This window comes from Paracoccus sp. SCSIO 75233, assembly GCF_027912675.1.
Classification (GTDB): domain Bacteria; phylum Pseudomonadota; class Alphaproteobacteria; order Rhodobacterales; family Rhodobacteraceae; genus Paracoccus.
In genome coordinates, this window is sequence record NZ_CP115757.1 from 2,963,395 (window position 1) to 2,978,840 (window position 15,446).

11 protein-coding genes are annotated in these 15,446 nt (G+C 58.2%); 4 read left to right on the plus strand and 7 right to left on the minus strand.

Going from position 1 to position 15,446, the window contains the following annotated elements; genetic code table 11:
* Nucleotides 1-31 precede the first annotated feature (31 nt).
* From PAF12_RS14405 to PAF12_RS14415, 3 genes are all read left to right on the plus strand, one after another.
* Complete coding sequence (locus PAF12_RS14405) at nucleotides 32-1,627, plus strand: FAD-binding oxidoreductase (protein ID WP_271107688.1); 1,596 nt, start codon at nucleotides 32-34, stop codon at nucleotides 1,625-1,627.
* A 28-nt stretch (nucleotides 1,628-1,655) separates the two neighbouring features.
* Nucleotides 1,656-3,308, plus strand: coding sequence for a long-chain-fatty-acid--CoA ligase (locus PAF12_RS14410; RefSeq protein ID WP_271107689.1), 1,653 nt, complete (start codon nucleotides 1,656-1,658; stop codon nucleotides 3,306-3,308).
* Nucleotides 3,309-3,398: 90 nt separating this feature from the next.
* Nucleotides 3,399-4,847: an ABC transporter substrate-binding protein gene (locus PAF12_RS14415; RefSeq protein WP_271107690.1), complete on the plus strand. Its 1,449-nt coding sequence runs from the start codon at nucleotides 3,399-3,401 to the stop codon at nucleotides 4,845-4,847.
* Between the two features lie 2 nt (nucleotides 4,848-4,849).
* Here the strand turns inward: PAF12_RS14415 and PAF12_RS14420 are convergent, their stop codons facing one another.
* The 4 genes from PAF12_RS14420 to PAF12_RS14435 form a co-directional block, all read right to left on the minus strand.
* The gene (locus tag PAF12_RS14420) at nucleotides 4,850-6,508 is read right to left on the minus strand and encodes an AMP-binding protein (RefSeq protein WP_271107691.1); all 1,659 of its coding nucleotides are present in this window, start codon (nucleotides 6,506-6,508) and stop codon (nucleotides 4,850-4,852) included.
* 16 nt (nucleotides 6,509-6,524) lie between these two features.
* Nucleotides 6,525-7,583 (minus strand): acyl-CoA dehydrogenase family protein, encoded by a 1,059-nt coding sequence (locus tag PAF12_RS14425; protein ID WP_271107692.1) that lies wholly within the window; start codon nucleotides 7,581-7,583, stop codon nucleotides 6,525-6,527.
* A gap of 4 nt (nucleotides 7,584-7,587) precedes the next feature.
* Nucleotides 7,588-8,769, minus strand: a complete 1,182-nt coding sequence (locus PAF12_RS14430; RefSeq protein WP_271107693.1) for an acyl-CoA dehydrogenase family protein — start codon at nucleotides 8,767-8,769, stop codon at nucleotides 7,588-7,590.
* Nucleotides 8,770-8,855: 86 nt separating this feature from the next.
* A complete protein-coding gene (locus PAF12_RS14435) occupies nucleotides 8,856-9,488 on the minus strand; it encodes a TetR family transcriptional regulator (protein ID WP_271107694.1) in 633 nt (210 codons plus the stop codon).
* 105 nt (nucleotides 9,489-9,593) lie between these two features.
* Between PAF12_RS14435 and PAF12_RS14440 the strand changes: the two genes are divergently transcribed.
* Nucleotides 9,594-11,708 (plus strand): 3-hydroxyacyl-CoA dehydrogenase NAD-binding domain-containing protein, encoded by a 2,115-nt coding sequence (locus tag PAF12_RS14440; RefSeq protein ID WP_271107695.1) that lies wholly within the window; start codon nucleotides 9,594-9,596, stop codon nucleotides 11,706-11,708.
* A gap of 941 nt (nucleotides 11,709-12,649) precedes the next feature.
* Here PAF12_RS14440 and PAF12_RS14445 read toward each other — a convergent pair.
* From PAF12_RS14445 to PAF12_RS14455, 3 genes are all read right to left on the minus strand, one after another.
* A complete protein-coding gene (locus tag PAF12_RS14445) occupies nucleotides 12,650-14,683 on the minus strand; it encodes a toprim domain-containing protein (RefSeq protein ID WP_271107696.1) in 2,034 nt (677 codons plus the stop codon).
* A gap of 75 nt (nucleotides 14,684-14,758) precedes the next feature.
* Complete coding sequence (locus PAF12_RS14450; RefSeq protein ID WP_271107697.1) at nucleotides 14,759-15,094, minus strand: hypothetical protein; 336 nt, start codon at nucleotides 15,092-15,094, stop codon at nucleotides 14,759-14,761.
* 78 nt (nucleotides 15,095-15,172) lie between these two features.
* Entirely contained in the window at nucleotides 15,173-15,433 is a 261-nt protein-coding gene (locus tag PAF12_RS14455) for a hypothetical protein (RefSeq protein WP_271107698.1), read from the minus strand.
* Between the last annotated feature and the right edge of the window lie 13 nt (nucleotides 15,434-15,446).

Below are 15,446 nucleotides of genomic sequence, written 5' to 3' on the forward strand. Positions count from 1 at the left end.
ACTCTGTAATCATCTTTGGGGGGAGTCAAAGATGCAGGGCATCGCAGAAGCGGACGCGCAGGCGTTGTCGCTGATCGTCAAGGCCATTGGCGCTGACAAAGTCGACAACAGTGATGACATTCGCGAATACTACGCTAATGATATTTTCTGGCAGCCGGGGATTGAGCCGCTCGCGGTGATCAGTCCTTCGACGCAACGGGAAGCAGCAGAGGCTGTTCGAGTTGCGATCGAGAATGGCATCGCCATCGTGCCGCGTGGTGGCGGCATGTCGTACACAAAGGGTTATCTCCCTGATCGTGCGCGGTCTTTGGTGATTGACACGCGCAACCTCAATCGCATTGTCGAAATCAACGCTAAGGACGGCTATGTCACGGTAGAGGCGGGCGCTACATGGGCAGCGTTGAAAGATGCTTTGGCGTCGAGCGGGATGCGCAGCGGCTATTGGGGGCCGCTGTCCGGGGTCAATGCGACTATCGGCGGCGCTCTGTCTCAAAACAGCGCTTTTTTCGGGTCTTCCCGCTACGGAACCGTCGCGGAATCAGTGCTTGGCGTGACCGTAGTGCTTGCTGATGGGTCAATCGCGACGACAGGATCGGGTGGGAGGAAAGGTGCGCGACCGTTCACGCGTTATGGCGGGCCTGATATGACGGGGATTTTCCTTGGCGACAATGGTGCGCTTGGCCTGAAATTGTCCGCAACACTGGCGATACGACCAAAACCGCCCGAGACCGGATTCTTGTCCCTCGGGTTTGAGAAATTCACCGATATGGCTGCGACGCAGGTCGAAATGGCCCGCAGTGGGCTTGTTACCGAAGGCTTTGGGATTGACCGTGACAAGGCGCTTCAATCGGCGAGCGTGAACCGCCTGTCAGATAATGTTGACGCGCTAAAGAAGGTCGTTGGGCAGGGTAAGTCCTTGCTCTCGGGTTTGAAAGATGCCGCAAAAATAGCGACCTCCGGCCTCGACTGGCTGACGGGCCATAACTACTCGCTTCATATCGTGACAGAAGCTGAAACCGCCGAAGCACTGTGTACGAACCTAGCGGTTCTGGCCGAAATCGGGGAACGGCGCGGCGCGATTTTGCCTGACTCAATTCCACGCGTTATGCGCTCCAAACCGTTTTCGCCGGTGCGCGGAATGCTGGGCAAAAACGGGGAAAGATGGGTGCCAATTCATGCGGTGTTCCCATTGAGCGAGGCGGAGCGTGTCGTGGAGGCGAACGAAGCCTTTTTTGCCGAACGGGCAGGCTGGCTTAAGGAAAAAGGCATCCTGTACACCGTAATGACGATGACGGTCGGGCAGTCATTTTTTATCGAGCCCGCGTTTTACTGGCTCGATGAATTAACCCCGCTTCATATCCGGTCAGTGGGTGACGCGATAAAGCCGGATTGGAAACGGCGGCCTGCAAATGAGGATAGTCGTAACGCCGTGGTCGAACTCCGACGGGCGACGCAGGAGTTCTATGTCAGCCTTGGCGGAGCAAGTTGGCAGGTCGCGCGTGACTATCCGTATCGCGAGGTGCTGGATGATGGCACGCGCGGTTTGCTCGACGCATTAAAGCGGGCGGTTGACCCGGAAGGACTCATGAATCCCGGTTCCTTGGGTCTCGCGGCCACATTTCAATAGAGAGTATCGAGGCGGTAGGGAGATCAATATGAACGAGCCGAACGCGACGACATGGCCTCAGGGTATTCCCCGTCATTTGCCGACATTGCCAGCAAGTCCGTTTCAAAGCCTGCGCGACGTCGCAGGGCGCGTCCCTGATAAGGTTGCTCTCGATTACTATGGCAAGACGATCAGCTACGGTGAGATGCTGGCGTTAACCATGCGGCTGGCGTCCGTGCTAGATCAGGAGGGGGTAGGGAAAGGTGACCGGGTACTTCTGTGCCTGCAAAACTCCCCGCAATTTGTCATTTCCTTCTATGCCATTTCGGCACTTGGCGCAGTGGTTGTGCCGGTGAATCCGATGAACAAGTCTGACGAAATCGCCTATCTCCTCAGCGATACCGGCGCGCGGATCATTATTGCCGGACAGGAGAAACTGGACGATCTTTCTGCGCTGCCACAAGGAAGCCTCGCACGCGCGCTCCTCGTGACGTATTCCGACTACCTGCCAGAAACCCTGCAAATCCGACTTCCGGCTGAAGTGACCGCCGCCCCGGTCGAGACGGAGAACCGGCTATTTCTACGATGGGCTGCCACGCTCGCTCAGGCACCCGGTCAAGTTGTCTTGCCGGACCCCGATCCGGAGGCGCCTTCGGTCATGCCTTATACCAGTGGAACGACCGGAAATCCGAAAGGCTGCGTTCACCTGAACCGGACGACGATGACAACAGCGGTTGGCTCAGCGCTGTGGCTGGGGTTTGACGAAGACGATGTGCAGCTTCTTACACTGCCAATGTTCCATGTCACCGGCATGCATATCCCGATGCTGGGGGGCATCCTGCGCGGCGGGAGCTTGCAGATTATGACCCGCTGGGATCGCGATGTCGCGATCGATCTTATTGAGACAAGGGGCATCACGGTCTGGATCTGTATAGCGGCAATGGTCATAGACGTGGTGAATGCCGAGGGTTTGAGCGAACGCGATCTGTCATCGCTGAGGATGATCATGGGCGGCGGTGCAGCCATGCCGGAGGCCGTTGCAAAGCGCCTCCGCGATCTCGTCGGACTCGACTATATCGAGGGCTATGGTCTCTCTGAGACAGCCGCTCCGGTGATGATAAACCCGCCTGACGCACCTAAACGTGCATGCCTTGGCATTCCCTTGATGGGGGTGGATGCGCGAATTCTTGATGTCGACAGTCTTCAGACGGTGCCCGACGGAGAACAGGGGGAAATCATCATCAGTGCGCCACAGGTCTTCACGGGTTACTGGCGGCGACCGGAGACCGAAAGCGAAACCTTCATAAGCCTTGACGGCAAGCGCTTCCTTCGGACGGGGGATCTCGGCTATCGCGATGTCGACGGCTATTTTTATATGGTCGACCGCCTGAAGCGGATGATCAATGCCAGCGGCTACAAAGTCTGGCCAACCGAGGTGGAAGCGACGCTGTTCAAGCATCCCGACATCCGGGAAGCCTGTGTGATTGCAACTCCAGATGAGCGCAAGGGTGAGGCCGTGAAGGCGTTCATCGTACCGCGAGACAACAACCAGCATGCGTCTGAAGACGAGATTGTTGCGTGGTGCCGTGAACGCATGTCGGCCTACAAGGTTCCGCGTCATGTGTCATTCGTTGATGCGCTTCCGAAATCGGGGACGGGAAAAATCATGTGGCGTGAGCTTCAGGAAAAGGAGTGGGCTTGAGCAATCAAGCTTATGATCAAAACCAAATCGTATCACTCTGTAACACATAATTCATCTATTGACAGGATGGCTTTGGTCACTTTAGGCTAGTTGAGAGGGGGAGTTATCGAGGGGGGATCATGCCACCACTCGCCAACAGCCGTTCTTACCGGCTGGCTGTGCGAGGTTATCATATCACTGCTGATCGCATCCAAAGCCATAATCACGACCAGACGGCCACGTCGTCGTCTCAACCGTTATGCGGCCAGCGTTGGCAATTTACCTAGGCTACGTAATCCCGCCACATCAGGCGGGGCGAACCCAAGGGGGGAGTTCATGGAAAGATTAAGCAACAAGTTGACGGGCGCAGCGGCAGCGCTGGCGCTCAGCCTCGGGGGGGCGGCATTCGCCGCTCCGACGCCCGGCGAATATAATATCGGCATCATCAGTGACGATACCGGGCCGATCGCTTCTGCCGGCATTTCGTATCACAACGGTGCGGAGCTTGCGGTCGAAGAAATTAATGCCGGCGGTTACGCAGGTGATGGTGTGACGCTGAATCTGCTCGTCAAAGATAGCGGTACCGATGCCGCCCGCGCGGTGCAGGCGATGACGCAATTCGCCGCTGATCGTTCAGTAATGGCGACGACTTGCTGTATCATCACCCCTATTGCTGGCGCCGTGTCGCAGGTGGCGATGCGGGAGAAATTGCCGCTGGTGATTTATGGCGCGACGCGCGAAGGGCTGCCGCAGGAGCCATTCGTCACTTCGGTTGTGGCGCTGCCCGGTCCGCAAGAGGTCATGATGGCCAAGGAACTGGCGAATGTTCTCGACCCCAAGCGGGTGGTCTATTACGTGACCGGCGACAACGACATCTTCCTTGATCGCGCCTATGCGATGAAAGAGGTGCTCGAAGAGTATGGTGCCGAAACAGTCGCGGAAATTTCCACGCTTGCAAACGATACCGACTTTACCGGACCGGCGACGCAAGGCATGGGCGCGGACCCCGACCTGATCCTGGTCATGGCCACCCAGCAACCTTCTGTGGGGATTATCTCCGCGCTGCGTGAACGTGGGTTCGAAGGCAACATCGCGACATCCGAGGTGCTTTCGCCACCTGCGATTTATCAGAAGTCTGGCAATATCGTAGCTGGCATTCCGTTTGCTTTGTCGTTCCAGCCGGGCCTCTCATCGTCTGAAGAGGCGACGGCATTCATCGAGGCGTATCAGGAAAAATTCGGCTCACTGCCGGATGTGTATGCCGCACAAGGCTATACTGCGATTCAATACATGGCGCAGGGCATGGCCGCGCTTGATGGCGATCCGACGCGAGAAGCTCTGGCGGAAAGCATGTGGCAGATCAACGAAATTGAGCGCAACCTCGTTTCGGCAGGCGATCCGCCAGACCCGCGCGCGATCGCGGGTTTTGTTGCCGAAAGGCTCGCATCCTATAAATGTCCGCAGGAATATGAATTCGTGTCAGAACTGCCCCGCAACGCCTTGGGCAAAGTGCTTAAGTCAGAGTTGCAAAGCCTGTTTACTTTTTCCGGGAAAGCCTAGCTTTAGCCGTCTGCGGCCTTTTCCTCATCTTCGAGAACGCGGCGCAAAAGCTTGCCGGCCGCGCTCCGTGGCAGTTCGGCCCGGAACTCTAGCGCAGTGGGAAGTTCATGGCGCCCCAGTCTTTCGGCCAGAAAGCCACGCAAGGCCTCTAGTGTCATTTGCTTCGCTTCCGGCTTTAATGTGATGAAAGCTTTCACCGATTGTCCGCGATAGTCATCCGGGATCCCCACGGCCAATACTTCTGCCACGTCGGGATGTTCGTAAATCGCGTTCTCGACATGCGCCGGATAAACATTGAACCCGCCGGAAATGATCAGGCTTTTCTTGCGGTCAACAAGATATAGCAGGCCATTTTCGTCCCGGTAACCGATGTCCCCGCTGAGGAAGAAACCATCTGCGAAAGCCTTCGCCGTTTCTTCCTTTCGATTCCAATATCCTGAAAACACATTCGGCCCCCGGATGCGGAGTTCGCCGATTTCGTTGGCGCCAAGGGTCCGATGCGGATCGTCCAGTGAAACGACTTCGATTTCAACAGAAGGTTGCGGCACCCCGATTATGCCGGACTTCATGACGGCTTGCATGGGGATCTGGCTACCGACCGGAGAGGCTTCGGTCATACCCCATCCACCGAGAAGCCGATTACCGATAATATTCTCTACGCGTCGAGCGGTTTCCGGCGGCAGTGGTGCGCCGCCTGAGATACAAAACTGCAGTGAGGAGAGATCATGCTGCTGCGCTGCCGGATGCCCGGCAATGGCGATCCACATTGTGGGAACGCCGGGGAAAACGGTCAAACGTTCCTGTTCGATCTGGCGGATCACCGTCTCCGCGTCGAAACGTCGGTGCAAATAAACACAGCATCCCTCGCGAAACTGGCGAAGGATCACGAAATTCATGGCGTAGGCATGAAACAGCGGCAGTACGCCCAGAACCCGCTCCTCTCCCGGTCTTTCGGCGCGGATGTCTTTCCAATGAACGGCAATATCTACCGCTGCCGTGAGGTTTCCGTGACTGAGCATTGCCGCCTTCGGCACGCCTGTCGTGCCTCCGGTATACTGTAAAACGGCAATATCTTCCTTTTTCAGAGCTGGCCATGCGTCCGGCAGGGGGCAATCGAAAAGCTCTTCGAGATTTTCGAAGCGAAGATCTTCCGGCAATTGGGCGAGTTCTGACGCCGACGCACCCCAGCGGGCTTCATCACAGACCCAGACAAGCTCCAGTTGCCCTTCGTCCAAAACGGTGATGGCATTTTTCAGCATGTCTGGTTGGTTCAGCGTAATCATCCGCCGCGCCCCGGTGTCGTTCAGCTTGAAGATAAGCTCTCGCGCGGGATCGAGCGGCGAAAGATTGACGATCCGCGCCCCAATGCGTGCCAAAGCGAAAAACGCCAGATAATAGCTCGCAGTGTTTGGGAGATAAATTCCGACAGCTTCGCCGCTTTTGACGCCCTGCTGCATCAATCCGGCAGCAAGATGTTTCGAGAGCCGATCTATCTCGTTAAAACTCAAAGCGTTGTCACGGTAGACGAGAGCAGTTTTTTCGCCATATCGACCTACCGCACCGTCTGTCATGTCGGGAAGAGTTGTCGCTGTGATGTTCGCATCCCAATGACAACTTGGTGGGTAGGCTTTGATCCAGGGGTGATCGATTTTGTCAGGCACCGGAGCCTACCTTTCCTCAGAACCCGAGCTCGCGTGCAACTATGTCAGCATGGTGCGAATACCCACCCAACAGCTCAGACGATACTCGACCTGATTTCAGAAACAGCCCGATGTCGTGTTCGGCAGTCATGCCGATGCCGCCATGAAGCTGTAGGCAATCCGCAAGCACGACACGTGACAGATCCGCCAATTTGGCTTTCGCAACGGAGCTGTGCAGTGCCAGCTCCGCTTCATGCCGGTCTAACGCAATGGCTGCACGATGTGTGGCAGACCAGCCGTCTTCGATCTCGCAGTAGATTTGTGCGAGACGGTGCTGGATCGCCTGAAAGGACGCGATCCGCCGGTCAAACTGCTTGCGTTCGCGCAGATAGTCGAGGGTGAGTTCAAAGGCCGCTTCAACGGTGCCGCAGCTATAGGCTGAGATCCAGGTTGCGGCGCAGTTCATCGCCGCTGCCGGTGCCTCGTCTGACATGATGGTGTCGCGTTCAACCTGCACGGCGTTCAGCGTGATCTGCGCAAGCATGCGGCCGTCGGCCATGCGACGCGGGGCAATCTCTATGCCGGCATTGTCGACAGGGACCAGAGCGAGAACCGACACATCGTCGTGGTCCGCGCGAATAATCAGCGAAGTCGCTCCTACGGCATCTATGCCCCACGCACAAACACCGTTGAGCAGACCGTCCGCTAAGACCACTTCGCCGTCGAGACCCAAGCCGATTTGCTCCGTGCCTTCCGTAATACCGGCCAGACAGTCTTCGCGCATCTTGTCGGACCCGAAGCGCGCTATCGTATGGGCGGTGACGGTTGTACCTAACAGAGGAGATATGACGAGTTCCCGTCCCAACTCCCTGGCAACGAGGCATGCAGCGACCATATCCATATCCGAACCGCCGTGATCTTCGTCAACAAGCATGCCGGGAAAGCCGAGCTCATGCAGTTTTGATGATAAATCACTGGAACATGCGATCTTACTTTCTGGCGCTAATAAAGTCCGCGCGCCGCTGACGGATTCCGCCCTTGCGATGCTCCGAGCGCTATCGCGCACCATGGACTGTTCTTCTGAGAATGCGTACATCATGTCAGTCCTTTGGAAGTTCGAGTATTTGTTTGGCGATGATCTCCAGCATGATTTCGGTGGTCCCGCCTTCGATAGAATTTCCCTTGGAGCGGAGCCAGCTACGCCCCGTTGAACTTTCGGATGCGCCGTTTTCCCATCTGAAACTCTCAAGCCCTTGCAAAGATACCAGAAGCTCCTGTCTTCGCTTATTAAACTCCGTCCCTGTGAGCTTGGCGACCGCAGAGCGGGGGCCAAGCGATCCTCCTTGCTCAGTTTCTTCGAGATACCGGGCGCGGGTAGCTTCGAAGGCATGGGTATCAATTGCCGCTCTGGCAATCTCCGCGCGCAATATCTCGTCGGCGAGGCGTCCGCCGGTTTGGGTTGCGGCTTTGGCTGCCGCTGCGTTCAGGTCATTCGCGTCAAATAAGTTGCTCCCACCACGCGCGATTGTTTCACGCTCATGGGTCAGCAGATATTTCGCGACATCCCATCCCTTGTCGATCTCTCCGACCACATTCGCGACGGGGACGCGCACATTGTCGAAGAAGGTTTCGCAGAATGGGGAGCTGCCAGAGATCAGCCTGATCGGACGTGTGGATACACCGGCGGATTGCATATCAAAAAGCAGAAAAGTGATCCCGCGCTGCTTCTTGGCTTCGGGGTTGGTGCGCACCAGGCAGAAGATCCAATCTGCCCTGTCAGCGTAGGACGTCCAGACTTTCTGACCGTTTAAAACGAATTCTTGACCGTCTCTAACGGCGGAAGTTCGCAGCGCTGCCAGGTCGGAGCCCGCGTTTGGTTCAGAATAGCCCTGACACCAACGAATCTCGCCATTGATTATGGGCGGCAGATAAGCGGTTTTTTGTTCCTCCGTGCCAAACTCCAGCAAGGCTGGTCCGATCATAGACAGGCCAAAACCCTCGAGTGGAGGACGCGCAGCAATCCGTCGCATTTCCTGGTCGAGAATGCGGCATTCCTCAGGGCTTAGCCCACCACCGCCATACTCCTTGGGCCACCCCGGCGCTGTCCAGCCCCGTGCCGCCATGCGGCGCAGCCAGATTTCCTGCGCCGTGCTTTGGAACGCCCAGCCCCGACCACCCCAGCAGACATCGTCATCCGATTCAATGGGATGACGCATCTCATTGGGACAGTTTTCGGCAAGCCATTCAACCACTTCGCTCCGAAATTCGTCAGACTCCGCCACAGTATCGCCTCCAAATAATACTGCGTAGTATAATTTAATTGTCCCACAAGTCTACTGGTTTGTAAGGGATCATGGGTTTTGGAATGTCAGCTGATAAGGCCACGCATTGCGACAGACGTCACCGTTTCTGCTAGATTATTTGCATGCGAATGCGCCTTATCGGCTTGCGGCCGATACCACTGCGCTGTGCTGTTCAGCGTTCCGAACATTGTGCGGGTTGCGAGGACAGGTTCGATCTGTCGCAACTGGCCCGCAGCCACGGCGTCGGCAATATGAGAGCTGAACATTGCCTCATAGTCGTGCCGCTGCTGAATGATCTTCCCGATTGCCTGCCGCTCGATCTCGGTCAGCGAACGTCGGCGGTGGCGGTTCAGCATGTCCTGGGTCACGACATGGAACGGCAGAGACTCGATAACCTGAAGGGCGTGCGCATAGGCCATGGCGTACAGCTTATCCAAGGCGTCGTCAGAAGCATTCTTGGCTTCCATCACAGCGCGCAGGGTTCGGCTCATACCTTCCTCCATGACAGCGATGAGCAAGGAGGTTTTGGACGGAAAACTATAGTAAAGTCTGCCTTTCGTAGAGTTCAACCGGCCTGCAATGTCATCCACAGTCGCGGCATCGAAACCGGATTCCATGAAGGCAATCGCTGCCGCTTCAAGGATTCGTAAGCGATTTTCGTCAGTATGTGCGGCATTTGCGCGGGTTTTTCTGGCCATGCTGCGCCTCTTATCATGCTGCGGATGTGGAGGGGAGATCTCGGCGAGATCGATATGTTGCGTGGTGTAATATGCATTGCATCTGTTGACATATCCGTTTGGCGCATGATTGATGTTATTTGCAATATTGTGGAGGAGATAATGACCAAGCCCGGCTCGGATCCGACATTTGCGCGCATCGAACTGGATAATCCGCCCGTTAATGCGCTCAATCTTACCACGAGACGTTCTCTTATGGATCAGATCGAAGCAGCACTTGCGGAACCCACAATAAAAGGCGTGATAATTTCAGGCGCGAGAAAACGTTTCTCTGGCGGGGCCGATGTGACGGAATTCAACCGCCCAGAAGCGCTGTCCTATCCGCTGATTACCGATATCGGGGCTATGATCGAAAAGGCCGAGAAGCCGGTCGTTGCCGCCATCGATGGTCTTGCACTGGGCGGGGGGCTCGAATTAGCCCTGTTCTGCCATTATCGTGTCGCGGCGGCGGAAAGCCAGATCGGCCTGCCCGAGGTGAAGCTGGGTGTTTTGCCAGGTGGCGGGGGTACTCAACGGTTGCCACGGCTCATTGGGGCAGAAGCGGCTATCTCAATGATGACCATGGGTAGGACCATTTCGGCAGAAGAAGCCGTTCAAATCGGTTTGGTCGATGAGTTGGCCGCGGACGACCTGTTGATAGAGGCTGAAGCGCTCTTACGTCGCAGGCTCTCCGAGGGGAAAGCGTTAAAGCCAGCAATATCTAAAGAAATCGATATTGCTGACGCGCCGAAAAAATTCTTTGCTGCCGCCAGAGCACAAGCCAGAGCCCTCAAAAGAGGTCCAGCACCTGAAGCGATCGTCGATTGTGTCGAAGCCGCCGCAACATTGTCTGTTGCTGACGCGGCTGAGTTTGAGAAGAACGCTTTTGTTCGCCTGTCGCAAACGTCCGAGAGCCTCGCACTTCGGCATCTGTTCTTTGCGGAGCGTAAAGCTGCGCGCATTGCCGGACTGCCGTCTGATACAAGGGCGCGCACAATCTCAAGCGTGGGCGTCATTGGCGCAGGTACGATGGGCACGGGCATCGCGATGGCATTTGCAAATTCCGGCTTCCCTGTTGCGCTATTTGACAGCTCTGCGGAAGCAATGTTCCGTAGTCGAGTGAACCGGACCAAGGCCTACTCTTCTGCTCAGAAACGAGGCCGAATGACGGCGACGGAAGCGGAACGGGCGGCCGACCGAATTGTCGAACATTCCACGATTGTGTCGCTAGGCGATTGTGATCTGGTCGTCGAAGCAGTGATCGAGGATGCGTCGATCAAGAAGCAGCTCATCGGCAAGCTCTCGTCAGTCCTGAAACAGGACGCAATTATCGCATCCAACACGTCCTATCTCGATATCAACGAGTTAGCGATGGTGACCGATCGGCCAGAAAACGTTCTTGGCCTGCACTTCTTCAGCCCAGCACACATTATGCGGCTGGTCGAGGTGGTCAGGGGATCAAATACGTCAAATGAGGTGCTGGCGACCGCCATGGCTACGGTTAAGCGCTTGGGAAAGATCGGAGTCGTAGCCGGTGTCTGTGATGGCTTTATCGGCAATCGCATGGTCGACCAGTATTTTCTCCGCGCAAACGAGCTTTTGATGGAGGGTGCAACACCGGAGCAAGTTGATGCGGCAATCCGTCGTTTTGGCTTTGCAATGGGTCCGTTCACCATGTCTGACATGGCTGGCAATGATATCGCATGGTTGACACGTCAGCGGCGGGCAGCGCAGGATCCGAATTTTAGCTATCCTCTGATCGCTGATGCGATAGCAGAGCGCGGTTGGCTGGGTCAAAAATCTGGGCAGGGCTATTATGGCTATGAAGAAGGTAGCCGCGATCCGATCACAAGCCCCGAAGTGGAAGCTCTGCTGCGTGAGTTACGCGTATCTGCTGGAATTACGCCGCGCGAGATTGACGAAACCGAGATTGTTGACCGTTGCCTTCACGCGCTGATTAATGAAGGTTGTCGGATTATTGCCGAAAATGTAGCTCAGCGTGCTTCGGACGTCGATGTCGTTTATGTCCGTGGCTATGGGTTTCCTGATCTGAAGGGGGGGCCGATGCATTGGGCTGAGCAGCAAGGTTTGGCTAAAATCGCGGATGCAATTGAACAGCGGTTCCAAACGACCGGAGACCCAGCGTGGAAACCCAGTCCACGGCTGATTGAAGCGGCAGAAGCGGGGTATTTCGGGGACTGACAGCAGCGCCTGCATGCTGTCCGTTCCGCTGGTATAGTTTGCCCGCAGCTACGTTACGCTCAGAGGCCCCATAACCTGCATCATCCCAGCCACCTGTGTCGTTGGGCCGGAGTGTAACTCTCCAAAATCCGGGGGGTAACCCTCTCGCGTGAATCAATCAGTTGGAGGCGATATCATATAGTGGTGGGCCAACGTAAGAGCATGAAATTAAATCGAATATCTGCGCAGAACTGACGGAGGTATATCGACCGAAGGTCGCTGATGGTGCGGGCCGAATTTGAACCGGCGATCTCCTTGGTCGATGGACCCCACGGGCTGACCAGACCGCCCCACAGCGCGATGCAAGGGGGCGGGACATGCCCGGCCGACAAATATCAGGCCCGCCTGATGCGAACCGAGGTGCGAACCCGCGAACCCCGGGTGCGAACCCAAAAAAAACGCTGCGAACTGGCGATCTTGAGCGCTTACGCCCCCCGCATACACATTCCCCCGCCGGAGGACCCGGAAGGGGTTGACAGATCGGAGGCCGACGGCGTCAGAGCGCCCGGAACGCCGCGACGCGGGCAGGGGCGACAGCGCAGTCCGCTGCTTGTCCCGACGCCCCGCCCCGGCCCGACGTCAGTCCGGGATTGCCGCGCCTCCCGCTTAGGGATCGGTCGGTAAGGAACCGCCGCTTTTCCGATTATTCCGGCTTTATACCTCTCAGAGCTGCCAATGGGGCGCGGTGCGTGACGCAGTGGTGACGCAAGAGTGACGGGTGATATCTCGTAAGTCATTGATAGTGTTGAGATGACGCAGTTGCCCGGGCAGTTCTTTATATAAGGGGGGATAGTTTGTTTTCAGGGTTGTTTGGATTTCTCCTCCAATATGAAAAGGTTGGAACGAACTGCGTCATCTCAACACTATCAATGGGTTAGCTGGAAATACCCGTCACTCCTGCGTCATTCCTGCGTCACTTTCATGCCGATGAAGTACCGTCCGTCGCTTTTTCGCTTATCGTCGATGTCGGGAACCTGCGCCCGCACGCGCTGGACGAAGCCGTTGATCGCGGGGATCTTCTCGGGCCGGAAGCCTTCGGCCTGTGCCCAGGCCTTGAAGTCGAGATACGCATCGCGGGTGGCGAGCAGCGGGCCGCCGTTCCTGATGGGCACGACCTTCACACAGGCGTCGATCCAGGCCAGCACCAGGTCTTCGCCCAGCACCCAGTCGGTCAGCGCCCGGCGGCAGCTTGCGGGGATGGAGAAGTTGCGCTGGCGGATCAGCCGGGCCGCGCCCTGGACCGCCCATGCCAGCAGCAGGTCGGCCTCCTCCGCGGCGATGCGCTTGCCGATATCCGCGATGCGCTCCTCAACGGGGATGGTGCGGTTAAAGGGGATCACCGCCAGACGGCGCTGTATGCCCCGATCCACGCCGCCCTTGAAGCCGGGCAACTGGTTTGCCGCAAAAAGATTCTGCGCGACCGAGCGGAACTCGACCCGGCTCTTGTAGACATCGCGCGCCTCGATGGGCTCGCCGGTCACGACGGACTTGAAGGTGTCGGAGGCGATGGCTTCCGGCGACAACTCGTCTGATGCGTTCAGCAGCTTGCCGACCAGCCCGGTGCGGTGGTGTTCATCTCCCATCTTCGCGGCCGGCACGCAGCAGATGGCGCTGGCGGGCAGGAGACCGCGGGCGAGTTCGAGGATCTGGCTCTTGCCGTTCTCTGCTGTCTTGCCGTGCAACACGACGGCGCGGGGCTGCAAGAGACGGGTGGCATGGCCGAGCGCGGCGGATCCGCAGATTTCGGCCAGAAGGTCGCATTTGGCTTGCGCCTCGGGGTCGCCTTTGAAGCTGCCGGTCAACAGACGGTGCAGCAGGGAGGCTTCGGGCGGGATGGCAGCCATACCGGGGTGCCAGTGACCGGGAAGGGTATGGCGGCAGCGGTGATCGCGGTGATGGGCGTCGAGATGGGCGGTTCCATCGGCATCGAAGCGGATGAAGCCCGAGGCGCAGTTGATGCCGATGGGTGGGTTATCGAAGAAGTCCGGCTCGGCGCAGAGTGCGGCGCATTCATTCAGCACCGAGTCCACACGGGATCTGTTCAGCTTGACGCGTGAGGGTCCGCCTGCCGCCGTCACGAAAGCCGCGCCGTCATAGGCATGGACCGGCAGCCGGATCAGATTGTCGTCGATAGCCTCCCAGTCGGTGCTGCCATAGCGCCAGAATGCACCCTCGGCATAAACAATCTGCCCGTGACGGGCGCTCAGATCCTCGCGGACGCGCCCGGCGATCTCGACGTCTGACCCGATACAGAGCGCCTTGCGGCGGGTGTCGGTTCGGTCGGCGCGAAAGGGTTCAGCGGCCGCGATACGATTGCGGATCGCGTCTTCGCCGTCGCGCAGCAGCATGTCGTTGAAGTCCTCGCCCTCGGGCGGGGTGGCCATGAGCACCGTGAGACCGCGTGCGGAAAGCGTATTGGCGCTGCGCAGGATCTGGCCCTCGGCTTTGCTGCCGGGCGCGTCGCCATCGCGGGCGATGATCACCCTGGCCTGTTCGGGAACCGGTGCCCGGGCGATGTTCGAGATGCCGAGACAGGCCCAGACCTCCTGACCGGTCGCCTGCCAGACCGACAGCGCGGTTTCGACACCCTCGCAAAGCACCAGCGGTTCGCGTCCCGGCAGGCGCACGGCGGCACGCTCGGCCCAGCCGTCGACGGCCTTGTTGGTGCGCTTGACCGGATCGACCGGGGCCTTCCTGCCATTGGCTGTCAGATAGACCTGCTGGATGGCCAGCACGTCTCCAGCCGCATCGGTGGCCAGCGCGACCATCGCGCCATACCGGCCATAGGCGTTCCGGCGAAAGCGGATGCAGTCGGGAAGCTGAATGGTGATCCCGCGCCCCTGCAGATAGGCGTGGACCGGTGTTCCGTCCGGACCTTCGGTCTGACGCATGATCCCGGCAACCTTGGCGATGCGTTCGGCGTCCGACAGATTCACGGTGCGGGCCCGGCCAGATGCAGGGGCCTTGGCTGGTTTGGCAGCCCATGAAGATGGCATTTCCGTGTCGCCGAGCTAGTGCCGCGCCCAGTCCCGCGCAGCCTTGTCGTCCAGCCCCAAACGGTGACGGATCAGTTCCAGCCCGGCACCGCCGATACCCGCCTCGTGGTCATACCAGCGCCCGGCTTGCTTGCCCGCAATTTCCACGGCGATGCTGCCCTTGCTGCCAAAGCGCAACTGCTGCGGGCTGGACCGGGCGCGGTTCGGCGTGCCAAGCAGTTCCACGGCAAGATCGGCAATCCGGTCGTTCAGCAGTTCCGCCAGCCGGGCCACCGAGATGCGCCGGGACGCATGATCGTCACGCACGGGCGGCAGGTCATTGAAGTCGAGCGGATTGTCCTGCAGGGTCATGGGGTGCCGGCGCTATGTATCTGATGGAAGAGGAAGCCCGCGACCGGATCGCGGAGTCCAGCTCATCTGCGGTTGTCGTCACTCACCCGGGGTGGAACGCTCCTGCTGCGCGATCCAGTTCAGCAGCGTGCTTTTGCGGGCGCAGATCACCGAACCCATCTTGAAGTGGGGCATGCCCCTCGGGGCCTCGCCGGTCAGGTAGTAGACCTTGCGGCGGTGCTTCACGTCGCCAAACATGAACTTCGCGATCTCGTCCGCGCCGCGGAGCAGATCATCGCCGAGCGTCACCTCGGTCGCGATCTGCTGCATGTTCCCGACGGAACCGGGATGTCTGATCATGGTTGGGTCTCCA

Coding starts and splice junctions, on each gene's coding strand:
- PAF12_RS14405 (WP_271107688.1), top strand. CDS start 32: ATGCAGGGCATCGCAGAAGCGGACGCGCAGGCGTTGTCGCTGATCGTC.
- PAF12_RS14410 (WP_271107689.1), top strand. CDS start 1,656: ATGAACGAGCCGAACGCGACGACATGGCCTCAGGGTATTCCCCGTCAT.
- PAF12_RS14425 (WP_271107692.1), bottom strand. CDS start 7,583: ATGTACGCATTCTCAGAAGAACAGTCCATGGTGCGCGATAGCGCTCGG.
- PAF12_RS14435 (WP_271107694.1), bottom strand. CDS start 9,488: ATGGCCAGAAAAACCCGCGCAAATGCCGCACATACTGACGAAAATCGC.
- PAF12_RS14440 (WP_271107695.1), top strand. CDS start 9,594: ATGATTGATGTTATTTGCAATATTGTGGAGGAGATAATGACCAAGCCC.
- PAF12_RS14450 (WP_271107697.1), bottom strand. CDS start 15,094: ATGACCCTGCAGGACAATCCGCTCGACTTCAATGACCTGCCGCCCGTG.
- PAF12_RS14455 (WP_271107698.1), bottom strand. CDS start 15,433: ATGATCAGACATCCCGGTTCCGTCGGGAACATGCAGCAGATCGCGACC.